This is a genomic window from Paenibacillus sp. J22P218, from assembly GCF_056269195.1.
The window spans coordinates 1065534-1091146 of sequence record NZ_JBWDNL010000002.1; the positions used below are offsets into that span (position 1 = coordinate 1065534).

The window sequence follows — 25613 nt, forward strand, 5'->3', positions numbered from 1 at the left end:
TCCATCGTGGCGTCTATTTTGCTGTTTAGGGAGGCGATTACAAGTGGCTGGCGGAATAATAGGCAATCTGATGTTTGCAGTTGGTTTCAAAATGAATACAGCAGGCATCAGCGATGCAGATAGTAAAATTTCCAAGTTAACAAAAGGCGTTGTTGGGCTAGGGCTTGCAGCGGCCGCCGTAGCTGTCGGCATTGGGGCAGCGGCTTTAACTGCCGCATCAGAATATGAGAGCGCGATGTCGCATGTGCAACTGACAACCGATCAGACAACAGCGCAAATGGAAGAAACAAGGGAAATTGCGAAAAAACTCTACAACCAAAACTTTGGTGAGGATTGGGCAGACTTGGGAGGCTCAATCAGTGCCGTTGCCAAGGCGACAGGGCTGACGGGCGTCGCCTTGGAAAGCGCATCGCGTGAAGCCATGCTTTATGCAAGAACGTTTGACGGTGACGTGACGGAGTCTATTGCAGGCGTTAGCGTGGCGATGAATAACTTCGGGGTCACAAGTACGGAAGCTTTTAACCTGCTCACACAGGGACAGACACGCGGAGTAGATACCCAAGGTGACATGTTGGATTCCATTAACGAGTATTCGCAGGCGTTCGCCAGCATGGGTTTTACCATGGAGGACACACTCGGATACATGGAAAATGGCCTGAAAGCCGGGGCAAGAAACACCGACTTACTTGGCGATGCCATGAACGAATTTTCTATCCTTTCCATCGAAGCTGGCGGCACGGCTCAGACATCCTTTGAATTGCTTGGTTTGGATGCCGAAAAAATGATGCAAACCTTCTCTAAAGGTGGTCCAGAAGCGAAGCAAGCATTCAAGGACATTGTATCGATGGTGTCGGAGGTAGCTGATCCGATCGAGCAGAACACGATTGGTGTGGGTCTCTTTGGAACCATGTTCGAGGAACTAGGTGTCAAGGCATTCAGCGCGCTAGATGACGTGAACACCGGCTTCGATAAGAGTAAAGGATCAGCGGCTAATCTCTACAATAGTTTTACGAGCATTGGCGATTCGGTTCAATTTTTCAAGCGTCATATTGAAACGGGTATTTTGATACCAATCGGGCAAAAGCTGCTGCCTTATCTGAATAAGTTTGGCGCGTGGATTGCTGGACATCAACCTCAGATCGCTGCGGTTGGCGATGTCATTGGAAATGTACTCGGCAAAGGGTTGGACATCGCGGGGCGGTCAGTCCAATTTCTATATGATAAGGCTGTTGAAGTTACGCCAGCAATACTAGCTTTCAAAGATCAAACCGTCGGAGCGTTCCAAGATTTTACGAGTACGATCGATGAGAACAAGACGACCATTCTTGCAGTGGCCGGAGTCATTACAGCGATATTCCTTCCTGCGATTATTAAAACAGGTGTGCAGGCGACAATCAGCGGAGCTAAAATGACAGGCAGCTTTATTGCTGGCATCGTTAAAACGGGTGTTGCGTCCACGAAAACGGCTGCCATTCTTACAGGCAAGTTCATTGTTTCGATGGTCAAGTACGCGATTCAGGGATGGGCGACGGTAGCTTCCATTACGGCCACGACAACAGCATGGACCGCACAAAAGGTTGTCATGGGTATTTCAACAGTAGCGACCTGGGCGATGACAGCTGCACAATGGGCGCTGAATTCGGCGTTTTGGGCTAATCCAATTACGTGGATCGTGGCTGCTATCGTTGCAGTTATCGTTGCTGCAATCCTCATATTCAAAAACTGGGGAAGCATTGGTCCGTGGTTACAGGAGAAGTGGGCATTATTTAAGACAGGCGTCATCGCGATATTCAATAGCGTTGTTGCTTTCTTTAAAGAATGGGGGCTGACGATCCTCGTTGTTTTGACCGGACCGATCGGCATGACCGTTGCCCTTATCATAAAATATTGGGATGAGATCAAAGGGTTCACGGTATCTGCCTTCAATTCCATTTGGAACACGATTAAAAGCATATGGGATCGCATTGTCGGCTTTTTCAAAGGCATCAATTTAAAGGAAATCGGTATGAACATCATACAGGGCTTGATTGATGGCATTTTAAATATGAAGGACGTCGTCGTAAATAAAGTCAAAGATATCGCCGGTAGCATTACAGGCGGAATCAAGGACTTTCTTGGTATCCACTCGCCTTCGCGCGTGATGATGGAAGTCGGGTTTTACACAGGCGAAGGATTAGCGGATGGCATTTCTGATACAAAAAAAATGGTTTCTCTCGCATCGAATGATTTGGCGGAGGAAATAACTGCACCGCAACAATGGTCGGCAGCTCCTGCTTCAACGTATACACCGGAATCTGCGCCAGCTCGATCCGGGAGTGCACAGCGTTTAGAAATTGACTTGTCCATGGATTTAAAGGGCAATGTTTCCGGCGCGCAAATCGATACGGATGTAGAAGCCAAGATTAAACAAGCGATTGCAGATGCCGTTGAATCTGCTCTCCGCCGGATGGGGATCGTTGAGGTGATTTAATGGCTAAGCTTAATGGTCAGTACGTGCTCGTCGAGGAAGAAACGCCGAGCTATGAAGTGGATATTGCGTCACAACCGGTTGAGTCAGGCATTGATTTGACTGACCATGTCCAGCGCAAACCAAGCACTCTATCGATAAGCGGCTTTATCGTAGGTGATGACGCCGCTCAAATCCGCGAGATGCTTCGCACAGCGATGCGCACCGGTACGCTTATAAAGTATGTGGGTCGAAACGCTTTTACAGGTCTAATCACCAGCTTTTCAACCAAGCATGATTACAAAGTCGCTAACGGGTTTAGCTTCTCGATGAGTTTAAAGGAAGTGCGAACGGCAAAGCGTTCCTACGTCGATAATCTTCCGCCTGCTGTTAAGTCGCAAGCAGCACCAATCGTGAATGCGGGAGTCAAACAGACCAAAAGCACGAAAGCGAGCACGAAACCTGCATCAAGTGATAAAGGTAGTAAGGATGATGCACCGAAGAAGGTTAAATTCAAAGCAGGAAGTCCATGGGCGGAGGAGTGAGTGGATTGGAGTATATACCGATTGAAAAAGAACTGATTCCATACCGTTTTGATATCTCGCTCAAGGAAGTAACCTTCACTTTTGAAGTGCATTATAACGAAGAGTATGATTTTTTCACAGTGGATTTGGAACGGGATGGCGAGACGCTTGCTGTTGGCGAGAAGCTTGTCTACGGTGTACAGGTATTTGGCGATGTTCTAGATGATCGCTTTCCCGCTGTCCCGATCATCCCCTATGATGAATCGGAGAATAGTCAGACGGTAACATGGAACACGCTTTCCGAGAGCGTGTTTTTATTTTTGTATGAAGGTGATGGCGATGGCTAACTTCGGGCGAGTAATCGAAATCATGACAAACCACATGAAATTCTCAAACGATCTGTACACCATGGAAGGGACGATTCCTTTTGATAACGATCCGCTCCCGAACGAGAGCGAGATTAAACTTTGGAATTTGGCTGCTACGACCGTCCAGCAATTGAAGGTTAATCAAACGCTGATCATCAATGCTGGCTATCGCGGCGATGTCGGTGTAATTCTGCATGGTTTTATTTCCAAAGTGAAAACCGTGCGTGAAGGCTCTGAGAAGGTAACGACGATCTACGTGATGGATGCAGAGGATCTTTCAAAGCGGCAGTTGACGGAGAAGGCGTACGCTGCCGGTACACTTGCCAGTTACATTATGAAAGATATGGCCCGGCATATCGGGCTCCCTATTGCTCAGTTTGATTTGGTGCAAGATTACCGCTATAGCGAGGGATACACCGCTAAGGGCGAAGTGACCAAAATTTTATCCGATGTCGCCGCTGACTGCAAAACGGAGGCTTATATCAACAAAGGAAAGCTCTATGTGAGAAATCTTCGGAAGGGCGCGGATGCCCGTTTTCGTTTATCTGTCGATACCGGATTGATTGGCTCACCCGAGTACTTCGATAGTGACGGCAGCAAGGGCTATAATGCAAAATCTCAGTTGCAGTATCGAATTACGACAGCATCTGTTATCGATTTAGCTTGTTCAGCGTTTAGCGGTCGCCTGTACGTTCGAAAGGGATCGCACCGCTTTAGTAATTCAGGGGACTTCACAACAGAGATGGAGGTGGTTCTATGAAGCAAGCGGACCCGGCTGCAGCATTAGCCAAAATGCTTACGAGTTGGGGGCAGAAGATGGCAAGCCAGATCCATGTTGCGTTTCCTTGCGTGGTCACTTCTTTCGATAGCGGGACAGGTCTTGCTAGTGTGCAGCCCCTCATTCGAACGACCGATGAAACCCCTGCCATCATTCAAAATGTACCAGCACTTGGGCAACGTTGGTTGGCTGGCGGCTCGACTATTCCTACGGTTTACCGTCCGGCCTTACAGACAGGGGATGTTGTCATGGTCCTTTGTGCGGATCGGGAAATCAAAAATGCCCGAACAGGAAAAGTCGTTCGAACAGATAGCAATCGAACGCACGATCATAACGACGCTGTTATTATAGGGGTGTTTCCATGGAGTCTTTAAAACTACAGGGTGGCGATCTCGTGTTTGAAAATCACGAATTAGTTGTAATCGATGGCGACGAAGAACTGGCACAATGCTGCCGGATCGCCATCGGTACAAGTAAAGGGGAGTGGTTTCTTAATACGGAGATGGGAATCGATCAGGACATTTTCACAGGAAAGCAGCCTAACGAAGATGCTATGCGTGAAGAGTTACGAGAAGCGTTGATGCAAGAGCCGCGGATTCACTCTGTCGAGGAAATATCATTCCAAAGCAACCGCTCCAACCGCACGTTAACGATAACCTTTCGCGCAATGGGAACAGACGGCGCGATTTTAGATGGAGAGGAGGTTATCACGGATGGGATTGGATAAGACCGGTTTTAAACGGGAGAGATTCGCAGATATTTTTTCTGAAATGGAAGAAAAAGCGCGCGAGGCGTTTGGTGAAAAAGTAAACACCTCCGAACGATCACCGCTAGGTATCATCTTGCGCTTGTTCGCTTGGTTTTTAGCTAAGCTCTGGCAGAACTCCGAGGATGTCTACAATAGCGCGCACAAAAATGCTGCTACTGGTAGCAGCTTAGACAAAATCACCCCATATGTCGGAATATCGCGGAGGCAGGCTCAGCGTGCAACGGGACAATTGTTGATTACGGGCACGCAGGGAAAGGTCATACCGATAGGATTCCGCGCAATGACGACCATGGGTATTTACTTTGAAACGACGAACGAAGTCGTGATTAACAGTAGCGGCACTGCGACCGCCACGATTAAGGCCGACGAGGCCGGTCTAAGCGGAAATGTCGGCGCTGGTTCTATTTCAATTGTGGCAAACCCCGATTCTGACATTATAGCTGTCACCAACGTATCGCCAACATCCGGCGGCTTGGAAAATGAAACGGACCAAGAACTTCGTGATAAATGGGATTTATCGGCAGCAGGAAGCGGAGCAGGAACGCTGGATAGTATTCGAAGCGGATTGCTACAAACAGAGGGCGTCCGTGCTGCGGTTGTGATTGAGAATTACACGAAATTTGTTGATGCTGCCGGAAGACCTCCTTCTTCTTTTGAAGCCTATGTACTTGGAGGCATGCCGGATGCCATTGGTCAAACCATCTTAAACAAGAAGGCTGCTGGAATTGAGCCTTACGGGCAAGTAAGCGTTCCAGTGAATGACTTATCGGGAAACGAACACCTTATGCGTTTTAGTTATGCCGAGGAGGTTACCATTTATATACGCGCAACTGTCCTCACAAATGCAAAGTATCCAGCAGGCGGCGCAGGAGATGTCAAATCTGCTTTCGTGAAGTATATCGGAGGCGAGGACGTCACCGGTCAGCTCTACGTTGGGCTAAATATGGGCGAAGACGTAGTGTTCTCACGGATGATTGCAGCAGCTTACAGCGTGCCGGGTGTCGAAGACGTAACGATCGAGCTATCTGCTGACGGCGAATTGTGGCAGTCAACAAATGTAGTTATTGCGCAACAACAGGTCGCGCAAACTTCATTTGCTCTCATTGAGGTGATGGAGGGATGATAACAAAGCTTGAAATGCTCAAACGTCTAACAGACGTGTTTGTTAAATTGCCAAACAGCAATATCGGCAAGCTCGTTGGCATCGTGAGTGACCAACTCGCAAAGCTAGAAGCGGTACAAAACAAGGTCCGTGATTGGCGCGATATTGACCAAGCCGAGGGAACAACGCTGGACCGTATCGGAGAAAATGTCGTCCAGCCACGCGGAGCGACGCCGGACGAAGTTTACCGCATTTTAATTAAATCGAAGATCGCTCGGAATCTATCGACAGGCGATATTAATACCATTATTCACGTACTCGCAACAGCGCTGAATGTCGAGTACAAGGAAATTAAAATTTCCGAAATGTATAACGACCCTTACGCGCCTGAACCTGCAACAATCTCTTTGATTCAGCTTCCTATCGATCGGCTTAATGCCGTGGGGATGAATCCTATGCAGTTTGCTCGCATCGTACAACGGACTGTTGCAGCTGGCGTTCGTGTAGGTGCAATCGAGTTAACAGGTACGTTTGAATTGGGGAGTGATGGAGAGGAATTCGATAACGAAAAGGGACTTGCTGATAATGATCAAACAATAGGCGGCGTGCTTGGAGCAGTGTTCGATCCAGCATCATCGCCTGACTTACCTATTTAGGAGGCTAAAACATGTCATTTAATGAGAACTTGCCGGAATGGGTTGCTTCTGGCGTCGAGCCACCTCAATATAAGAAAAACGAGGGTTGGAAGCCGGGTGAGAAGCCGCCAGCAGGATGGTTGAACTGGCTGTTTAATCGAATTTATAAAGTGCTTTCCGAAATCCAACAGAAGGCTGCAATGAAAGTGGACGTTGGCGACATGGCGAATGTTCCGACCACATCCAAGGTTGTAGCTGGCGCAATCGCAGAACTTCACGCTTCTCTTTCGGCCGGTTCATTTAGCGAGACGGTTACGACGGCGAAAGGGATTATAGAGACATTAACTATAACGGGAATGGTAAACGGAAACTATAAAGGGATGGCAGCAGTCGTTTCGATGGCTGTATCTTGTAACGTTTTCGACCTCTTGTATTTAAGTCCGACAGGTCATAATAAAGGCGCTGCGACGTCCGACTCAGTAGTTCCAGTCGTCGGCATGTGTCTAGAGACGGGAACCGGAACGAGAAAGGTTCTGAAACGCGGATACGTCCGTAATACGGCGTGGGCATGGACGCCGGGCCAAGTTCTTTATGCTTCGACTACAGTCGCGGGCGGCATTACTGCTACGCTGCCGACAGCTTCCGGCGATAGAGTGCAAGTTATCGGGCATGCCGAAACAGCAGACGTAATTTACTTTAACCCAGATTACACGGTATTAACGATCTAAAGGAGGCGGCAGATAAATGGCTAATCGTTATTGGGTTGGCGGCGCGGGGACAATATCAGATACGTCCCGTTGGTCTGCAACGTCGGGAGGGAGTGGCGGCGCGTCCGTCCCGACAAGCGCAGATAACGCTATATTTGACGCAAACTCAGGCGGCGGTACAATTACGTTAACTGGTACGCTAACTTGCCTAGACTTCGATGCAGCAGCGTTTACAGGAAGTTTTACCTATCCTAACCCCGGCTGGGTAGCAAACATTTACGGCAGCTTCATAGTCGGTTCTAGCGTTGCGGCCGTTAGCGGGCTTAACGCTACTATCAACATGCGAGCGACGACAACTGGCAAGATATTAAGTTTCGCGACGGGCAAAACTTTCTCTAATGGTACTGTTTATTTCAATGGCATAGGCGGAGGTTGGACGTGCCAAACTGATGTGAGTTTTTGGTGGATGAACCATATGAACGGGACGTTTAACCTTAATGACAAGAGGTTAACGATAGGTTCATCATATTTTTGTCAAGGAACAGCGGCGAGAACATTAAACCTTGGTAGTGGCAATATGACCATAAACGGGCCTATAAACATGACTTCAACAGGGCTAACAATGCCAGCTAATACCGCGACATGGACTAGCGTTCCATCAACAGATGTGACGCATAATTTCGCCGGTTTGTCGTACTATCAAGTTATAATCGGGGTTACGTCGGCGAATGGTAAAGTAACTATATTGGGTAGCAATACATTTAGCACATTATCGTTAAGGACTGGCTGCATTTATGATTTTACGTCGGGCACAACGACGACAGTCGGCAATCTTATTATGAGCGGAGCTTCCAAAAGCACAATAACGACTATTAAGTCTACGACGGCGGGTAGCCCTGCAACCATTTCATTAACGGCGAACAATGGCGTTTCATATTCGAGCTTGCAAGATATTACGAGGACGGGCGCGGGGTATTTGAGAGTAACCGCAGGAACTAACGTGAGCGGCAATACCGGGATTACTTTTAACGCCACAGATTCCCGTTATTGGGTTGGTGGCGCGGGTGATTGGCACGACAGAGTGCATTGGTCTTTAACGTCGGGAGGGACGGGAGGCGCGCCGTTCCCATCGGGCGCGGAGAATGTGTACTTCAATGCAAATTCAGGGTTTACAAGCGGCTCAAGGACAGTCACTCAACTTTATAGAGCCTCGTTTTTCAATGAAATAGATTGGACAGGCGCAACAAATTCTCCAATATGGGATATTGGGCAGTATGGTCCGACCGTTTTAGGGGGTATCAAGCTAATACCCGCTATGTCATTGACTGGATTGTCAACGACACCATGTTTAACGTCCGCTGCGAGTGGCGAAACGATTAATATTGACATGTCCGGGCATGCCTTGCCCGGTTCGTTTTCGCTCCGTGGCGGCGGGGGTACGGTTAAATTGTTGAGCGACTTAATATGTGCAAGTAGTTTATCCCTCGAAACAATTATATTAGACCTAAATGGATTCAACGTGTCATGCGGAGGGCTATTGTCAATCTTTTCAAACGCTCGCACACTTAACGCGGGAAATTCCATCATTACGTTAACGGGAAATCTTTCTATTAGCGCTACGGGTTTAACCATCATTAACGGCGCGGGTTTCGAAATTATCATGGCTGGCGCTAACCCGTCAATTACGGCAGGCCTCGTTCCGCTTAATAAGGTGACTGTAAATGCGGATGCGATCTCGACGCTTGCTAGTCTTTCGTGCAATGTATTGCGGATCAAAGAAGGGGCGACAGTTTCTTTAAGTGGTCAAGCCGTATCCGTTGGCTCTATTGTATCGGACGGCACGGAAGCGAAGCCGGTAACGTTAAAGTCCACATTAAACGGCAATCGAAGAAACATTTCTGTTGCTAATAGTTGCGTAATGGAATATGTAGACGTACGGGACGTAGCGCAGACAAACACGACCGTTGACGTCATAGCGTCCGTTGCGACATGTAACGACAATGGGAACAACGATGGCATACGGTTTGTATTTGCTCATAAGATGGCGGCGGACTTGTGGATCAAGCGAGTTAACGGCGCTAAACCGAGAGCAATAAATCGGATTAACTAAGCTATCGACCAAATTAGCCATTTGTTCAAAACATATTAATCTACGTAGTAGAAACCTCGGCCGAAAGCTTGAGGTTATTTTTCGGCTCTGCTTCGGCAGGGCTTTTCTTTATTAAACATAGAGAGGGTTGAGGGAATGTTGAAGCAAGTCTTTAATTTCGAGGTAACAGCTGACAAAACGGTAGTGTCGCTGGTCGGTGCAGCTGTTGCACCTTATATTGATGCTATTTATGGAGAAGGCCGGTTCATTCCGATTATGTTGCTATTACTGGCGGTTGGGGTTGACTGGATAACGGGAATTGCTGCAGCTCACAAGGACAAGACTTATTCCTCAGAATATGGTCGATTCGGCGTGTTGCGAACACTATTTTTGCTGGCATTGCCTATACTCGCTAATCTACTTGACACATTTGCAGGCACTCCAGGATTAGTGTTTTACGCGATTACCCTCGGATTGATATATCATACATGGCAGTCTCTAACGGCTAATGCTTACCGCGCTGGCTGGGGCAAATGGATACCCAAAAACGTTGTAGACCATATCGATAGCGAGCTACAGGCAAAGGTCGCCCGTGCTGCAGGTCGTGGTAAGGAGTCGAGCAAGGATGTATAGATACATTTCGGATCACATTCCCAAAAACACGGCAAACAACCGGCGCCCAGCTCATGTAATGCAGCCAACGACGATAACTATCCATAATACAGGTAATCCAAGTAGTTCTGCAGCTAACGAGCGAGCTTGGCTTACGAATCCGACTAATGTCCGCACGGCTTCCTATCACATTGTCATAGACGAGAGGGAGGCTATCGAGTGTCTTCCGCTCAACGAGGCTGCTTGGCATGCAGGTGATGGTAACGGATCAATAAGCGGGAATAGGACATCGGTCGGAATTGAGATATGCGAGAGTGGTGATTACACCAAGACAACAACCAATGCCGTCGAACTCGTTACAGGCTTGCTGAAAGCGCGAGGGTGGGGAGTGGATCGCCTTCGTAGGCATTATGATTGGTCAGGAAAGATATGTCCGAGATTAATGTATGATGGCGGACATTGGACGGGATGGCAAGCATTTAAAAATCTTGTAGCGGCCAAGCTGGCTGAGAAAGAGGAGTTTCCTATGACGGCAGAGGAAAAGAAGGATTTTGAAGCGGTTAAAACATTGGTAACAGCTCAAGCAAAAACAATCGAGAAATTGACAAAGAAGCTTGTAGAGCTGGAGACTCGTCAAGAAGCACCGGCATGGTTCGTTAAGGAGTTCGGGAGCGGCGATTTGTGCGGAATTATTAACGATCCTTTATTTACAACTGAGGGCTGGAGAACACTGGCTGTCGCATTAAGGGCTAAGTAATAACACAATTATTTAACACCGACCTTCGCGGTCGGTGATTTTTTTTACACTAAAAAAGAACATATGTTCTATGGAGGGGTAACCATGCTCTATAATATCGACTGTATCAAAGGTGCAAGGATGTATTTGAAGGATGATTCAGCGGATTTAATTATTGCTGATCCACCATATAATCTTGGTTTTGGTGGAACTACGCAAACAAAGAATAAGAAGCCACGTTTTTCAATCATTGCGAATGACAAACTTTCAGATAAAGAGTATAAACGTTTTTCATTTCAATGGTTAAAAGAAGCATATCGCGTGTTGAAGCCAGGTCGCCATATCTATGTTTTTATTGACTGGAGGAAGTACCCACTCTTAGCGTTATGGATGTCCGGGATAGGATTCGAAATTAAAAATTGTATCGTTTGGAATAAGAAAAATATGGGGATGGGCTGGCAATATAGGTTTCAGCATGAATTCATTCTATTCGCTGTGAAACCTGATAAGAAGGTTAGAAGAGTTTCGAATCGTGTAACAACTGACATTTGGGATATCTCACGGATATCAGGTAATAAGACGATACATCCAACTGAAAAGCCGGTCGCCTTGATGAATAAGATAATATTAAATAGTAGTTTAGAGGGGGAGACAGTGGTTGATTTCTTTTTGGGTTCAGGTCCAGTTGCCGTTGCTGCAGCAGAGAATAATCGATTTATCAATGGTTTTGAACTTGATCCCGGTTATTATCATATAAGCAATGATCGTTATCTTAGGAGCTTGGAAAAATAAAGTCCCAAGCGCTTGGGGTTTTAAGTCAAATGATATTACTGGCCTTAATAAATAACAGCAGCAACCTCGGACTTAAACATCAAGTCCGAGGCGGTCGCTGTATTGTTGAACTAACGTTCACCGTTAGCGTAACATGCTGGGCTTTGACTATAAAAAAGTTAGCCAAGACGGTCCTATACCATACAAGTCGTCGATTGTTTCAATGATCGGCTTCTCAATGATATCGTAAGCTGCGGCGATGTTCCCAATCTGATAATCGACGTCAATTTGCAGAGTTACGCGGTACGGCTCCATACTAGTATGTGCCGCTGGCAGTTTAAATTGATGCTTCCACAGCGGTCCTTCAATACTGCCCACGCACGAGACATCTGCACCAAATTTGGCACGGTCAAAGGTAAGTCTCACAAGATGGTGATTCTTCGTTATCTTTGTAATCGTATAGACCATACCATTGCTATACTTGGTATTGTAGATGAAGCCGCGCTTTTTAAAATGTGTGGTAATTGCCTTTTTGACCGACAACGGTTCTAAGGCATGATCGCCTATCTTAAGCGGCTCTAGTGGATACGGATAGTTAACGCCGATTAGATTTGCATCATCATAGCATGACTGCACGATCCGCTCACCAGCAATTATATTTTCGTAAACAGCTGCTGCTTCTTCCTTATTTGAAGGAACGGCAAATACGCGCTCGTGATAAATTTCACCGATAGAGCTCAGAAATTGGCGTTCCCTTTCATTCAGATCCAACGGCGGTATGCCGTCCGCGAGATCACCGAGCTCGACGATCGCATCTAGAAAGTTATTTCTTCCTGAAATCCACCAATCGCTTTGTAACCTAATACACGGAGAAGGGTAATCGCTCCAGCCCGTTACACTAGGTGAAAACAGCCTTTGATAAAGAACATCTCCCTTTGCGATAAAAGGTATTGGATCTTCATTGGAAGCTTTAGGGTTACGACGAAGTACCGGAAGGTTATCGAAAATAAACGTCAGTCTATTCAGAGGGTAGCGGCGTGGAATTCCGCCTACAATTTCAATCGCTTCTTCCATTCCCAGCGAATTGGTGACACCATCCGAATTTGCTCCGTCCCATCGGGCGGGTAGGTTTGTAAGTCTTTGCTCGAAGCCCTGTGATGTCCCGACCGAATATCGATATGAGGAAAGTTTAGGATTTTGTTTTAGTAGCCGATCGATGCCAGAAACACCATGTAGCGAGTCACTAACGAAAAATTTAATGTCATGGGGGTCAATGCCTAAATCAATCAAGGCTTGTCTGATCCGTTCGGTCACCCCTAGAGGCGTGTCCTTTTTAGCTAACCGATATAAGATGTTTTTAAATAACTTCACAAGCACACTCCTTATTTAAAGACATTATCTCATTATTCGTGAAGAACTTATTCTATTCCTTCATTAGCGTAAACTGCCCGTTAGCGTAATGGAGGCCGCCAAAATGACAGCCCTCATTATGTTGAACTAACGTTCTCCGTTAGCGTAATGAACGCTCTTTAGTCGCATATTGCAAGACTATTTCGTAATTTTGCAAGTCCTTTTGAAAGTTCTTCACGATTCTTTCCGCTCTTAATCCAATCAGGAAGCCTGCTTGCCAGACTCTGATTTTTATTAGGAATTCTTTCACGCAAAGAAGAATTGATATAACCGTCCATAAAATCTAAATGCTCTTTATTATAAGCCCAAAGTAACTTTCCACAACAATTAGTCCTTAACCAAAGATTCAGCCCCATAAAAGTCCCGTTCCCCCACGTACCAACCATCGGATCACTTAAAACACCACAACGTTTACATAGCAGAATATATCCGAATTTACCGTCACTTTTTCTTATCCCCTTAGCACATTTCAAACAATTGGGACACTCAATGAGAATATTATGGTTGAATATAAAATCGTAAATTCTTTCACCAGTATCTTTGAATCTTGAATTAGTCATAAAATTAGATTCCTTTATCAATTTGTTTTTATATGCATCCATCCTCAATCCATATCTTAGCATGAAGTGTTAAAGAAAACTGCCCGTTAGCTTAATGAATTTCAGTCTAACATTTGATTTTTATCTAACGATCATGCTGTAAATTGTAGTCGATACTCGATTGGTGTCTGTTTGTTTAATTTGAATCCGTTCATTATTGTAAAATTGAATGAACTCCTCAATTCGTTGTTGAGCCTTACTAATTGCCGCTGCTGGTGTAAGCCTAAATGATTATATCCTGACTGCCATCGAAGAAAAGATTGAACGCGACAGATTGAAGTAATCCGGCCAATGAGCCGGATTTTTTTGTGTCTTGATTCGCAAACGTTTGTTCGTATATAATACAAACAAACGTTCGTGTTGGAGGTATAGCATGGAGATGTTTATTGGTAAGACTGTGCAGCTCATTTATATTGATAAGCAGCGTGAGGTATCGTTCAGGACAGTTAGGGTCTTGGGCGTCAAGGGTGGTAGCATGTGTACCTTTTGTTATACGGCCAACGCACCGCGCAGTTTTAAGCTGGATCAGATCGTCGACGTGGAGATGGTGCAGTATGCTGTCTGATGATTCACGAAAAATATTGACGGTGCTTTGGAATAAGTATCGGCATAATCCATTTCGAGTCGATCTGGATCAATTGCAACGGTTGGCCCAGCGAAGAAAGCCTCGAATTAAAACAGCGATTCACAAACTTGTGATAGAAGGATACGTGTCTTGGGATCGCGGCAACAAGTCGTTTCAGATTGTATATAGCAGTGAGGAAGAGAAGCCAAAGCCTTTTAAATGGAGTTTTCAAGAAAGCCCGCCGACCTAAGTAGGTTAGCGGGCATGTTTTATTGCAATTTGAAGCCTTGTGAAGGTATGGGAATAATTCTGGCTATAACGTGTCTGGGTATGATCCAAAACTCTGATCCATTTCTAACTTGATAGCAGTCCGTAACTTCCGGATCATCAACCTTTTCGAACAGACCCTCAAGCGTTTCAGTTGTGTCTAATTCTAAGATCAAGATTTGTCCTAAATAATCATCAACGTTCATCATTCGCTCATCTCCTCTGTTGTATGATTCGCTTATAATTTACGGATTCCTGCTGCTAATTAAATGCCCCCAAAAGTGCCCCCAAAATGCCCCCCGATACGTCAGTTTGGAACAGTTAATAACCTCGATGAAAATTATTACTTCCTATAATATAGGCGTATTACAGCTTGTTCCTGTTCGTTACTTGAGCAAGTACCTAAACCGTACGCAAGTTCACCAATGGGAACGCGATCAGTACTTGACGCTTTACTAATCGATAGGATCAACTAAAACCCGCTAAGGCTTCTGCGAAAGCAGATATCTTAGCGGGTTTTTCTGTCAATATTTTGGCTCTTTATAAAGATGAATTTAGAATTATTAATTGGATTTCTGAGACTGTCGAGTAACTGTTAACCAATTTAGATATGATCCCAATGTATATGATTTTTCACACAAGACCAGTTAAACAAGTCGTAAACTGAAATGCCGCTTTTGGTTAGACTGTATGAAATACAGGCAAAGTCTACTAACAGTAAAGCAATATAAAGAAGAGGAGGAACGATGCGCTAGGCTATCGTTCTTCCTCTTCTTGTTGGTAGCTCAATGATTAGTGAATATCTCTGAATAATCCAATGACTTTACCGAGGATCGTCACGTTCTGGAGCAGAATCGGCTGCATGGAGGAGTTCTCCGGTTGGAGACGTATGTAGTTCTTCTCCTTGTAGAACGTCTTAACGGTAGCCTCATCATCCTCGTTCATGGCTACGACGATATCGCCATTGTTGGCAGTACGCTGCTGGCGAACGATGACGTAGTCTCCGTCGTGAATGCCGGCTTCGATCATGCTCTCTCCCTCAACGTTCAGGATGAAGACGCTGCTGTCGCCAACAAAATGTGATGGAAGAGGGAAGTAGTCCTCAATATTCTCAGTAGCTGTAATCGGCACGCCTGCTGTTACTTTACCGACGATTGGCACTTTAGCGACGGCAAGCGGGATAATACCGTCCACGCCTTCCGTATCCAAAATTTCAATAGCGCGAGGTTTGGTAGGGTCGCGGCGGATAAGGCCCTTCTTCTCTAAACGGTCGAGGTGACCGTGTACAGTCGAGCTGGATAATAATCCGACGGCTTCGCCGATTTCCCTGACGGAAGGCGGGTAGCCTTTCTCCCGGACCTCATTCTTAATGAAATCAAGAATAGATTGTTGTCGGCTGGAAATCTTCGACACTGCGATCACTCCATTAGTATGTTTGTACAAAAGTATAGCACAGAACCCGGGTTCGCACAAACATAAGTTCTTAAGCACAAAGGTTCGTATTTTTGTGTTGACTACAAACGTTTGTTCGTGTTATTCTCAGAACAGAACAAACGTTTGGGGTGCTGAGAGATGATGATGAGTCCAAGTTTTTACAGAACAATACATACGCAACCAGAGATGAAGGTTAGTCCTATATATAAGCGATATACGGTTGCAGTGAGGCGTCATGCACTTAAGCTGATCGTATGCGCAATGCTGTTCGTACTTTTGTTTACGAGCTTTCTATTGATCGGTACAAAGGCATCTGGCAGCAAGAACGCTGTTGCTGCGGTCAACGAGGAACTTGTGACCGTATTTACAGGCGATACATTGTGGGGGATCGCTCATCGTTTTGCCAGTGAGAAGGAAGATATTCGATACGTCATCTATTTGATTAAGGAGCGTAACGGACTAGAGTCGACGGACCTGTATCCGGGGCAGAAGCTTGTTATTCCTTCTATATAATGAACTTGTACGCAGAGAGCATCTGAACCGGAGACGGTTTGATGCTTTTTTTTCGTTATTTCAGCTACTCTTTTTGCCGACATGATGGAAGTGCCGCCTTGACAATTACGCTATGAAAATGTCAAAGTAAAGGGTAGAACATTTACAGCATGAGGGGAGTATAACGTTAAATATGGATATGGATAAGTTAATAGCGCGGATCAACGAGCTTTCTCGGAAAAATAAAACGGTAGGCTTGACCGACGAGGAAACGACCGAGCGTGATGAGCTTCGAAGGCAGTATTTGAACAACTTTAAGAGCAACTTCAGACAGCAGCTCGATACGATTAAGTATGTTGAGGACGAGGACCAGGATAACGTTAAGCATTAAGTGTCTGTTATGGCCGAGTTCCGCTTGGCCTTTCTTCCATAAAGTCTTGTGTACGAGTGCCATTTCTGAAGCGATGGGGGAATTCATCTATGAAGTATCGGTTGCTTGGCAGAAGCGGACTAGCCGTCTCTGAATTATGTCTTGGAACGATGACGTTCGGCAACACGACAAGCGAACAGGATTCGATTGAAATGATCGGCCGTTTCTATGACAAAGGCGGCAATTTTATCGACACGGCAGATGTATATGTTAGCGGAAGATCGGAAGAGATTGTGGGTAAGGCAATTCGCGGCAAACGTTCGGAGACGGTACTTGCAACGAAAGTAAGAATGGCGACTTCTGGCGACATTAATGGCGTAGGATTATCCCGCAAACATATAATGGACGGCATAGAGGCGAGCTTGAAGCGTCTTCAGACCGATTACATTGATCTTTATCAGGTCCATGTATGGGATCAGGCTACGCCAATTGAAGAGACGCTTCGGGCGCTTGACGATCTTGTTACTTCGGGCAAAGTACGATACATAGGCTGTTCAAACTTTTTTGCATGGCAATTGATGAAGTCGCTTGCTCTTAGCGATGTGAATCGATACGTACGCTTCGTCTCCATTCAGCCTCAGTACAGTCTAGTAAGCAGACAGATGGATAGGGAAATGATATCGTTATGTCTAGAAGAGAAGGTAGGGATTATCCCTTGGGCGCCTCTCGGAGGCGGCTTCCTGACAGGACGATATAATCGCGACATTCCGACGGAGGGTCGTCTAACCTCGAAGGTTGGCGAGAGCGCATGGGTGAACCGTGCATCTGACCACAACTTTGCTATTCTAGATGCCGTGATTGAGGCAGCGAAGCTATTGGACAAAGCGCCAGCCGAGGTGTCATTACGCTGGCTGCTGCAGAAGGAAGGTATTACTTCTCCAATATTCGGCGCTCGTTCCTTAGAGCAATTCGAGGAAAATATGGGCACGGTGAACTGGGAGATGCCTGTCGATATTTGGGACAAGTTGAACGAAATAAGCGCATTGCCTGACGATTATCCGAACCGGTTCATTACGAAGTTCCAGCGTCCATTAGGATAATTGAGATTGTTCGCATAATAGACAGGCTTGCGGATGTAGGCCGAAGTAGGAGGAATAAGCTTGTCACGTTCTTGGGAGCGCAAGGTGCGCAAAAACATGAGTCAAGTTAACAAACAACGCAAAAAACATGGTGAAGGTTCTATCGTACTAAACGGCGAGAAAGCGGTAAAAATCGTCGGTCGCAATTATATTGCACCGATTCTACTGCTTCTGTTCATCGGATTGTACGTTATTCTGATCCAGAGCCAGAAGGACTATCAGATCGATACGATGTTTTATGTAACCATTGCATGTTATGTCGTATTAGCAGGTCTATTCTTCTTAAGACGTCCTTATATCCAAATCGGTAAGGACTATGTTCAGACGCGTAGAATGATGGGGGACAAGCGTCTTACGGCTTCTTCCATTAAAGGCATTAGCACGCAGCCTGGTTATGTTGTCATTGAGCCGCAAAAAGGCGGTAATTGGGTGTTCTCGCGTTTGATTAACCGTTACCCTACGGATGAAATTAATGAAAAGCTTAAATTGTTCGCGCAAGCGAACGGTATTTCATTTCAGCAAAAATAAAGGCATGGGAGAGTAATGATTATTATGGCAAAGCAAGCTGTATTATTTGACTTAGACGACACTTTACTGTGGGATGACCGCAGTGTGAAAGAAGCTTTCGAAGCAACCTGCCAGGCAGCTGCTGACCTAACGGGTGTAGACGTTAACGCACTTGAAGAAGCGGTTCGCCGCGAAGCGCGGGCACTGTACGAATCGTATGAGACGTTCCCGTTCACGAAGATGATTGGCATCAATCCGTTCGAAGGCTTGTGGGCGAACTTCCGTGAGGGAGAGCAAGAGGAATTCCGCAAGCTGGAAAGTCTTGCGCCCGGCTATCGCAGAGAAGCATGGACGAGGGGGCTGCTAGCGCTTGGTGTAGATGATCCGAAGCTTGGCGCTGAGCTAGCAGAGAAGTTCCCGGCTGAACGTCGGTCGCGTCCGATCGTTTATGATGAGACTTTCCGTGTGCTGGATTCGCTAAAAGGGAAATATAAGTTGCTGCTGCTAACGAACGGCTCGCCGGATTTGCAACGCGAGAAGCTGGCAGGCGTTCCTCAGCTCGTTCCCTATTTTGATCATATTATTATTTCGGGCGAGTTCGGCGAAGGCAAGCCGGCCGCATCGATCTTCAAGCATGCCCTTGAGCGTCTTGGCATCGAGCCGGAGCATGGTATTATGGTTGGTGACAAGCTTACGACCGATATTCTTGGAGCAAATACGATTGGCATGACATCCGTATGGATTAATCGCCACGATATGGTTCGGAATGACGATATTATTCCTACTTGCGAAATTAAGCATCTGGAAGAGCTGCTGCAAATTCTCGAGCAATAAAAGAATAAGCAATAAAATAAGCCCCTCGGCTACGGCAAAGCTGCAGCATGAGGGGCTTGCATTATTGAATTCGATATCCGTTACGCTTTGTCCGTTTCGAATACCGGATCAGCGAATGGATGAGCGATCCAGCCTTCTGTTTCGATGAACAAACGAACAGCCACGATTTGACGGTTATCCATTAGAGTGAAGAAATGCGGCTTGTATTCCGGTACGGAAATGACATCGCCTGCTTCAAGCTCAACATCGAAGTAACCAACATCGTCAGTGCCTTTGATGATAAATATGCCTTTACCAGCTGTAATCGCGCGAACTTCATCTTCGGTATGTGTATGGACGTTCTCGAATTTCTTCAGAAGCTCATCCAGATTTGGCGTTGCTTCGGACAATGTAATGATGTCCCAAGTTTTGTACCCGCGGCGTTCAGCGAGATCTTTAATTTCCTCAGCATAAGTAGCAAGCACTTGCTGCTTCTCTTCATCAGAAAGAATGAATTTTTCTTGCAGCTCGGGAGCAAGCTTGCTTGTATTCCAATGTTCATATAGAACTTCCTGTTGCTCTAGAAATGCACGGACGTTTTCTTCGCCGGAGATACGTTGTTCGGTATTGCGAATTCTAATTTCAGCCATGATCATTCCCTCTTTTCCAATAGAAATTAAATGATATAATAATTATAAAACAAATGATGACGGATGTCGATGGATTTGCTTTTCAGTCCTAAGCGATTCTGATAAACTAATTGTTAATGATTTTGGGAAGGGTGTACGAATTGTCTAAACCAACCATACAACAAATGCTGCAAGAGCGCATACTTATTTTGGATGGCGCTATGGGTACAATGATTCAACAAGCAGACCTGAATGAAAATGATTTTGGCGGTCCAGAGCTTGATGGCTGTAACGAAATGCTCGTTCTAACTCGTCCGGACGTGATTCAGTTGATTCACGAGCAATACCTCGAGGCTGGAGCCGACATTCTGGAGACGAATACGTTCGGCGCGACTAGCGTCGTGCTTGCCGATTACGATATACCTGAGAAAGCTAGAGAAATCAACCTCGCTGCGGCTAAGCTGGCACGCGATGCGGCAGACAAGTATAGTACGCCTGACAAGCCGCGTTATGTTGCAGGCGCGCTCGGACCAACAACGAAGACGCTTTCCGTTACGGGCGGCGTTACGTTCGATGAACTGGTAGAGAGCTATTACGAGCAAGCGGTAGCTCTTATTGAAGGACAGGTTGATGCTCTGCTTCTAGAGACATCGCAGGATACGCTTAACGTTAAGGCTGGAAGCATCGGCATACGTAACGCGTTTGATACACTTGGCGTTGAGCTGCCAATTATGATCTCGGGTACGATCGAACCAATGGGAACGACGCTCGCGGGTCAAACGATTGAGTCGTTCTATATTTCCTTGGAGCACTTGAAGCCGATCTCGATTGGCTTAAACTGTGCGACAGGACCTGAATTTATGCGTGACCATCTCCGAACGCTGAGTGAAATCGCGAATGCTGCAATTAGCTGTTATCCGAACGCAGGATTACCGGATGAGAACGGCCATTATCATGAATCGCCGGAATCGCTTGCTAAGAAGATGTCGGCATTTGCAGAACAAGGCTGGCTTAATATTGCCGGCGGCTGCTGCGGCACGACGCCTGCGCATATTCGAGCTTTGACGGAGACAATGGCAAACTATACGCCGCGCACGAAGATGGGCGAGCACCCGGATGCGGTATCGGGTATCGACACCGTGTTCATCGAAGCGGATAACCGTCCGATTATGATCGGCGAGCGTACGAATATTTCCGGTTCCCGCAAGTTCAAACGGCTTCTTAAAGAAGAGAAGTTCGATGAAGCTTCCGAAATTGCAAGAGCGCAAGTGAAGGGCGGAGCGCATGTTATTGATATCAACTTGCAGGACACGGATATTGATGAGGCTTATGCCGTACATCAGTTTTTGCCGCAGGTCGTCAAGAAAATCAAAGCGCCGCTCATGCTCGATTCCACCTATGACCATATTATTGAGCTCGGCTTGAAATATTCGCAAGGCAAAGCCATTATCAACTCGATTAACTTAGAGGACGGCGAGTCCAAATTCGAGAAAATTTTGCCGCTAATTCACCGTTACGGCGCAGCTGTCGTCATGATTCTTATCGATGAAAGAGGACAAGCTGTTTCGCGTGAAGCGAAGCTCGAAGTGGCGGATCGTTCGTATGATTTGCTCGTTAATAAATACGGCATGAACCCTGCTGACATTATTTTTGACCCGAACATGTTCCCGGTTGGCTCTGGCGACCCGCAATATATCGGCTCTGCTGTTGAGACGCTCGAAGGCATTCGGATGATCAAAGAAAAGTATCCTCGTACGAAAACGATTCTGGGACTAAGCAACATCTCATTCGGATTGCCGGATGCAGGTCGTGAAGTACTTAATTCGGTTTACTTGTATCATGCGACGAAGGCAGGTCTTGACTATGCCATCGTGAATACGGAGAAGCTGGAGCGTTACGCCTCTATTCCTGATGAAGAGCGCCGCTTGGCCGAAGAGCTGATCTATAATACGAATGATGAGACGTTAGCTTCGTTCGTAGCTGCTTTCCGCGACAAGAAGGTCGAGAAGAAGGAGAAAATATCTAATCTTTCCCTCGAAGAGCGTCTTGGATCATACGTTATTGAGGGAACGAAGGAAGGTTTAATTCCTGACCTAGAATTAGCCTTGCAGAAATATTCGGCAATGGACGTTATCAATGGACCGCTCATGAGAGGGATGGAGGAAGTTGGCCGCCTGTTCAACAACAATGAGCTCATTGTGGCCGAGGTGCTCCAAAGCGCAGAAGTTATGAAGGCGTCCGTCAGCTTCCTGGAGCAATTCATGGAGAAAAACGAATCGTCCGTGAAAGGCAAGATCATTCTTGCAACGGTTAAGGGCGATGTTCATGATATCGGCAAAAACCTCGTTGAAATTATTTTATCGAATAACGGCTACAAAATAATAAATCTCGGCATTAAAGTACCGCCTGAACAGCTTATCGAAGCTTACCGCAATGAGAAGGTCGATGCTATCGGCTTATCCGGTCTGCTCGTAAAGTCGGCTCAGCAAATGGTCATTACAGCGCAGGATTTGCGCAATGCGGGCATCGATGCGCCGATTCTGGTCGGCGGCGCTGCGCTCACGCGTAAATTTACGAAAACAAGAATCGGTCCTGAGTATGACGGACTTGTTCTCTATGCGAAGGATGCGATGGATGGACTCGATATTGCGAACAAGCTCATGGACCCTACGCATCGTACGCGTATGGAAGAGGAGATGGCTGCATATAAAGCTTCGGGCGGCGAAGTAGAAGAAGAGAAGAAAAAGATGCCTGAGCTTACGCGTGCGGTTCGTTCCAAAATATCGCCGGATGCTCCTGTATTTGCTCCGCCTGATCTTGAACGTCATGTATTGCGTGATGTGCCAATTCCACATGTTATTCCGTACGTGAACATGCAGATGCTGCTCGGCCATCATCTTGGATTGAAAGGCAATGTCGACAATCTGCTTGCCGAAGGAAATGAGAAGGCTGTACAGCTGAAGGCTACTGTTGACGAAATTTTACGCCGAGGCAGTGCGGAAGGAATCATTCGCACGCATGGCATGTACCGCTTCTTCCCAGCGCAATCGTCGGGCAACGATATTATTATTTATAATCCCGAGGATCAGACGCAAGAGATTAAGCGTTTCACATTCCCGCGTCAGCAGGTTGAACCGTTCCTTTGCTTGTCTGATTACTTGAAGTCGGTTGAGAGCGGCGTAATGGATTATGTAGGCTTCCTCGTCGTTACGGCTGGCGAAGGCATACGCGATCTTGCGAATGAGTGGAAGGATAACGGCGACTACTTGCGTTCCCACGCGCTGCAATCGGTAGCGCTTGAAGTAGCGGAAGGAATGGCTGAACGCGTCCATCATATGATGCGCGACATTTGCGGCTATCCGGATCCTGCGGAGATGACGATGAAGCAGCGCCACGGCGCACGCTATCAAGGTATCCGGGTATCGTTCGGTTATCCGGCTTGTCCGAATTTGGAAGATCAAGAGCCATTATTTGATCTTATGAAACCTGAGGACATCGGCGTACAGCTGACGGAAGGCTTCATGATGGAGCCGGAAGCATCGGTATCTGCGATGGTATTCGCACATCCAGAGGCGCAATACTTCAATGTCGAGAAAGTATAAGCGATAACTCTATAGGCAGCAATGAAGCCCTGCAACGGTTCAATAACCGGTCTGTCGGGCTTCATTCATAGGCATTAACGAATATACATAAGCTATGCAGCGAGGTGAATTGGCAGTGCACATATGGTTTCTTGGGACTGGCGCAGGCCGTCCTAACAAGCATCGTAATGTTAGCTCGATAGCGCTGCAGTTGCCCGAGCCGTGCTGTGATTGGTGGTTGTTCGATGCAGGCGAGGCAACACAGCATCAATTAATGAAGACGCCGCTTAAATTAAGCAAGCTGACTACGATCTTCGTAACGCATCTTCATGGCGATCATATTTATGGATTGCCAGGCTTGATAAGCACACGCTCGTTTGATGGAGGAATCACTCCGCTTCGTTTGATTGGGCCTCGCGGGTTAAGACGTTACATCGAGACGGTGTTCGAGATTAGCGGAACGACACTCGACTACGAGCTGCGATTTATAGAGCTGGATGAAGAGGACGGCCAGCTTGTCTATGAAGATGAACGATTCACTGTTGTGGCATCTACGCTGATTCATCGTGTTCCATGCTTAGGCTATCGCGTTGTTGAGCACGATCAGCCTGGGAAGCTGCTCGTTGATAAGCTTGTGCGGCTAGGTGTTGCAGCCGGCCCGCAATATGGATTGCTTAAGCAAGGGCATGATATTACGCTGCAAGATGGGACGACTATTTACGCGAAGGACGTTACGGCGCCTGCTTTACCCGGCAGAATCGTAACTATACTTGGTGACACGACGCCATCTCCGAATGCTCTCGAGCTGGCAATGGGCGCTGATCTTCTCGTTCACGAGGCTACTTTCTCCGAGGGGCTGGAGGAGAAGGCTCATTTATTCGGCCATAGCACGACGATTGAGGCTGCAAGTACGGCTTCCGAGGCAGGAGCTAGCATGCTGGTCATGACTCATTTCAGCGGCCGCTATCACAATGAAGATTTGTCGAAGCTGGAAGAAGAAGCTAAGCGGTTGTTTGATGGGGAAATTGTTGCAGCTACTGATCTTAAGTGCATAGAGATTAAGAGACGGGTATAGCCGCAGACCGCAGGTGATGGCATCCCGTAAAAAAAGACATATAGGCTGCTCGCCTGTATGTCTTTTTTTATTGCATATAGTTGCAAGCTCACTGCTTCAGTGATCGACGGGAATAATAGAAGCCAAGACCATATGTGACGACGACCATTGCTAAAATGATCGCTGCAATGGTATAGCTTTGTAACTGAGTCGGGATCATTATTGAAGCCAAAATGGCAAGGCCTGCTACGACGAATATTTTAGCGCCTGATTGATGCGTCTTGCGCCATACTTCCTCATTCGCGAGTGTATGCGTGGTCTTAATGCCGACGTAGCTGTTGTATTGGAATCTCGGCATATAGTTGCCTATGACCATTAAGAGAATGCCTAGAAACGGAAGAATGACATACGCGATGCTGAAACTATAGCCATATCCAATAGCTATGGTATAGCCATGAATGGCCAATAATCCGATTGTCATAATTAAACGTATGAGGTTAAGGCTTGATTGAAATTGCGCATAATTACGCCTTCTCGGATCGATGTTTGGCAAGATGGATTGGAATGCGTTCACGAGCAGCATTACTGCAGGCAGTAGGAACAGGGCAATTGCTTTATGCGCGTAATTGTCGATTTCATGTTTGGCATTCCAGTGGATAGGCATTTGATCTGGCATATCTCTATAGACGACGGCACTTGCAACGACGGCGATGATAATAATTAACCACGTAAAGCGTTTGGTGTTCATCAGTATTACTTCCCTTCTGATTTGGATGATTGGAAAGAAACGATCCATTTCATTAATTCATGGAAAACGGTCGTATTCAGCGAATAATAAATATGTTGCCCCTGTCGTTCATCCCATACTAGTTCCGCTTGCTTCAGCAAGCTCAGATGGTGCGAGATGCTGGGCTTCGTCATTTGGAAGTGGTCGGCAATCTCGCCTGCGGTCATATCGCGTTCGCGGAGCAGATCCAATATTTTGCGGCGAGTGGGGTCGGATAAAGCTTTGAATGCATGGTTGATGGACATCGCTTTCCTCTTCTCTTTAATAAAACAAATGATAGGTGTAGATATTTAGATAATTATCTAAATGTTTAATCGAATAATAGCAGATGACACGGCTAAGATCAAGCGGATTCAAGTTCCAATTGTCAAAAAATAAAATTGCAGCACGAACATGTATTCTGTAAAATAATAAGCAATATGGGGTTAA

General features: G+C 46.4%; 28 protein-coding genes. 21 read left to right on the forward strand and 7 right to left on the reverse strand.

Going from position 1 to position 25613, the window contains the following annotated elements:
* Positions 1-43 precede the first annotated feature (43 nt).
* From AC0YN0_RS13925 to AC0YN0_RS13985, 13 genes are all read left to right on the forward strand, one after another.
* Positions 44-2470 carry a phage tail tape measure protein gene (locus AC0YN0_RS13925; RefSeq protein ID WP_475821744.1) on the forward strand — a complete coding sequence of 809 codons (2427 nt, stop codon included), beginning with the start codon at positions 44-46 and terminating at the stop codon, positions 2468-2470.
* A complete protein-coding gene (locus tag AC0YN0_RS13930) occupies positions 2470-2991 on the forward strand; it encodes a phage baseplate protein (protein ID WP_475821745.1) in 522 nt (173 codons plus the stop codon). The genes AC0YN0_RS13925 and AC0YN0_RS13930 overlap by 1 nt, the downstream gene beginning before the upstream one ends.
* Positions 2988-3317, forward strand: a complete 330-nt coding sequence (locus tag AC0YN0_RS13935; protein WP_475821911.1) for a phage baseplate plug family protein — start codon at positions 2988-2990, stop codon at positions 3315-3317. Before AC0YN0_RS13930 ends, AC0YN0_RS13935 begins: the two co-directional genes overlap by 4 nt.
* Complete coding sequence (locus AC0YN0_RS13940; protein ID WP_475821746.1) at positions 3310-4098, forward strand: phage protein; 789 nt, start codon at positions 3310-3312, stop codon at positions 4096-4098. Before AC0YN0_RS13935 ends, AC0YN0_RS13940 begins: the two co-directional genes overlap by 8 nt.
* Positions 4095-4490: a Gp138 family membrane-puncturing spike protein gene (locus tag AC0YN0_RS13945; protein ID WP_475821747.1), complete on the forward strand. Its 396-nt coding sequence runs from the start codon at positions 4095-4097 to the stop codon at positions 4488-4490. The genes AC0YN0_RS13940 and AC0YN0_RS13945 overlap by 4 nt, the downstream gene beginning before the upstream one ends.
* Positions 4478-4843 (forward strand): DUF2634 domain-containing protein, encoded by a 366-nt coding sequence (locus AC0YN0_RS13950; RefSeq protein WP_475821748.1) that lies wholly within the window; start codon positions 4478-4480, stop codon positions 4841-4843. The genes AC0YN0_RS13945 and AC0YN0_RS13950 overlap by 13 nt, the downstream gene beginning before the upstream one ends.
* Complete coding sequence (locus AC0YN0_RS13955) at positions 4830-6008, forward strand: baseplate J/gp47 family protein (protein ID WP_475821749.1); 1179 nt, start codon at positions 4830-4832, stop codon at positions 6006-6008. The genes AC0YN0_RS13950 and AC0YN0_RS13955 overlap by 14 nt, the downstream gene beginning before the upstream one ends.
* Positions 6005-6643, forward strand: coding sequence for a hypothetical protein (locus tag AC0YN0_RS13960; protein ID WP_475821750.1), 639 nt, complete (start codon positions 6005-6007; stop codon positions 6641-6643). Before AC0YN0_RS13955 ends, AC0YN0_RS13960 begins: the two co-directional genes overlap by 4 nt.
* An 11-nt stretch (positions 6644-6654) precedes the next feature.
* Positions 6655-7350 (forward strand): hypothetical protein, encoded by a 696-nt coding sequence (locus AC0YN0_RS13965; RefSeq protein ID WP_475821751.1) that lies wholly within the window; start codon positions 6655-6657, stop codon positions 7348-7350.
* A 1516-nt stretch (positions 7351-8866) separates the two neighbouring features.
* Positions 8867-9439: a hypothetical protein gene (locus AC0YN0_RS13970; RefSeq protein ID WP_475821752.1), complete on the forward strand. Its 573-nt coding sequence runs from the start codon at positions 8867-8869 to the stop codon at positions 9437-9439.
* Between the two features lie 135 nt (positions 9440-9574).
* Positions 9575-10051 carry a phage holin family protein gene (locus AC0YN0_RS13975; protein ID WP_475821753.1) on the forward strand — a complete coding sequence of 159 codons (477 nt, stop codon included), beginning with the start codon at positions 9575-9577 and terminating at the stop codon, positions 10049-10051.
* Positions 10044-10787 (forward strand): peptidoglycan recognition protein family protein, encoded by a 744-nt coding sequence (locus AC0YN0_RS13980; RefSeq protein WP_475821754.1) that lies wholly within the window; start codon positions 10044-10046, stop codon positions 10785-10787. Before AC0YN0_RS13975 ends, AC0YN0_RS13980 begins: the two co-directional genes overlap by 8 nt.
* 84 nt (positions 10788-10871) lie before the next feature.
* Positions 10872-11558: a DNA-methyltransferase gene (locus tag AC0YN0_RS13985; protein WP_475821755.1), complete on the forward strand. Its 687-nt coding sequence runs from the start codon at positions 10872-10874 to the stop codon at positions 11556-11558.
* Between the two features lie 147 nt (positions 11559-11705).
* Here the strand turns inward: AC0YN0_RS13985 and AC0YN0_RS13990 are convergent, their stop codons facing one another.
* Together AC0YN0_RS13990 and AC0YN0_RS13995 are read right to left on the reverse strand one after the other, a co-directional pair.
* Complete coding sequence (locus tag AC0YN0_RS13990; RefSeq protein ID WP_475821756.1) at positions 11706-12908, reverse strand: hypothetical protein; 1203 nt, start codon at positions 12906-12908, stop codon at positions 11706-11708.
* A gap of 158 nt (positions 12909-13066) precedes the next feature.
* Complete coding sequence (locus AC0YN0_RS13995) at positions 13067-13507, reverse strand: hypothetical protein (RefSeq protein WP_475821757.1); 441 nt, start codon at positions 13505-13507, stop codon at positions 13067-13069.
* 412 nt (positions 13508-13919) lie between these two features.
* On the opposite strand from AC0YN0_RS13995, the gene AC0YN0_RS14000 reads away from it, so the two are divergent.
* Positions 13920-14111, forward strand: coding sequence for a hypothetical protein (locus AC0YN0_RS14000; RefSeq protein WP_475821758.1), 192 nt, complete (start codon positions 13920-13922; stop codon positions 14109-14111).
* A 269-nt stretch (positions 14112-14380) separates the two neighbouring features.
* Here AC0YN0_RS14000 and AC0YN0_RS14005 read toward each other — a convergent pair whose 3' ends face one another.
* Both AC0YN0_RS14005 and lexA read right to left on the reverse strand, forming a co-directional pair.
* Positions 14381-14587 (reverse strand): hypothetical protein, encoded by a 207-nt coding sequence (locus tag AC0YN0_RS14005; RefSeq protein ID WP_475821759.1) that lies wholly within the window; start codon positions 14585-14587, stop codon positions 14381-14383.
* A gap of 583 nt (positions 14588-15170) precedes the next feature.
* The gene (gene lexA, locus AC0YN0_RS14010; RefSeq protein ID WP_307201327.1) at positions 15171-15791 is read right to left on the reverse strand and encodes a transcriptional repressor LexA; all 621 of its coding nucleotides are present in this window, start codon (positions 15789-15791) and stop codon (positions 15171-15173) included.
* A gap of 246 nt (positions 15792-16037) precedes the next feature.
* On the opposite strand from lexA, the gene AC0YN0_RS14015 reads away from it, so the two are divergent.
* From AC0YN0_RS14015 to AC0YN0_RS14035, 5 genes are all read left to right on the forward strand, one after another.
* Complete coding sequence (locus tag AC0YN0_RS14015; protein WP_475821760.1) at positions 16038-16325, forward strand: LysM peptidoglycan-binding domain-containing protein; 288 nt, start codon at positions 16038-16040, stop codon at positions 16323-16325.
* Positions 16326-16503: 178 nt separating this feature from the next.
* Complete coding sequence (locus AC0YN0_RS14020) at positions 16504-16695, forward strand: DUF896 domain-containing protein (protein ID WP_442956444.1); 192 nt, start codon at positions 16504-16506, stop codon at positions 16693-16695.
* An 89-nt stretch (positions 16696-16784) separates the two neighbouring features.
* A complete protein-coding gene (locus AC0YN0_RS14025; RefSeq protein WP_475821761.1) occupies positions 16785-17774 on the forward strand; it encodes an aldo/keto reductase in 990 nt (329 codons plus the stop codon).
* 60 nt (positions 17775-17834) lie between these two features.
* On the forward strand, positions 17835-18341 hold the full coding sequence (locus AC0YN0_RS14030) for a hypothetical protein (protein ID WP_337101420.1): 507 nt from the start codon (positions 17835-17837) through the stop codon (positions 18339-18341).
* Between the two features lie 24 nt (positions 18342-18365).
* Positions 18366-19154 (forward strand): HAD family hydrolase, encoded by a 789-nt coding sequence (locus tag AC0YN0_RS14035; protein WP_475821762.1) that lies wholly within the window; start codon positions 18366-18368, stop codon positions 19152-19154.
* 80 nt (positions 19155-19234) lie between these two features.
* Here AC0YN0_RS14035 and AC0YN0_RS14040 read toward each other — a convergent pair whose 3' ends face one another.
* Positions 19235-19783, reverse strand: a complete 549-nt coding sequence (locus AC0YN0_RS14040; RefSeq protein WP_337101418.1) for a 1,2-dihydroxy-3-keto-5-methylthiopentene dioxygenase — start codon at positions 19781-19783, stop codon at positions 19235-19237.
* Between the two features lie 164 nt (positions 19784-19947).
* Here AC0YN0_RS14040 and metH point away from each other — a divergent pair, with 164 nt between their 5' ends.
* Positions 19948-23364, forward strand: a complete 3417-nt coding sequence (gene metH / locus AC0YN0_RS14045; protein ID WP_475821912.1) for a methionine synthase — start codon at positions 19948-19950, stop codon at positions 23362-23364.
* A 115-nt stretch (positions 23365-23479) separates the two neighbouring features.
* Positions 23480-24418 carry a ribonuclease Z gene (gene rnz, locus AC0YN0_RS14050; protein ID WP_475821763.1) on the forward strand — a complete coding sequence of 313 codons (939 nt, stop codon included), beginning with the start codon at positions 23480-23482 and terminating at the stop codon, positions 24416-24418.
* 88 nt (positions 24419-24506) lie between these two features.
* On the opposite strand, the gene AC0YN0_RS14055 is transcribed toward rnz, so the two are convergent.
* Both AC0YN0_RS14055 and AC0YN0_RS14060 read right to left on the reverse strand, forming a co-directional pair.
* Positions 24507-25145 (reverse strand): SdpI family protein, encoded by a 639-nt coding sequence (locus AC0YN0_RS14055; RefSeq protein WP_475821764.1) that lies wholly within the window; start codon positions 25143-25145, stop codon positions 24507-24509.
* Between the two features lie 5 nt (positions 25146-25150).
* The gene (locus tag AC0YN0_RS14060; protein ID WP_475821765.1) at positions 25151-25429 is read right to left on the reverse strand and encodes an autorepressor SdpR family transcription factor; all 279 of its coding nucleotides are present in this window, start codon (positions 25427-25429) and stop codon (positions 25151-25153) included.
* Positions 25430-25613 lie beyond the last annotated feature (184 nt).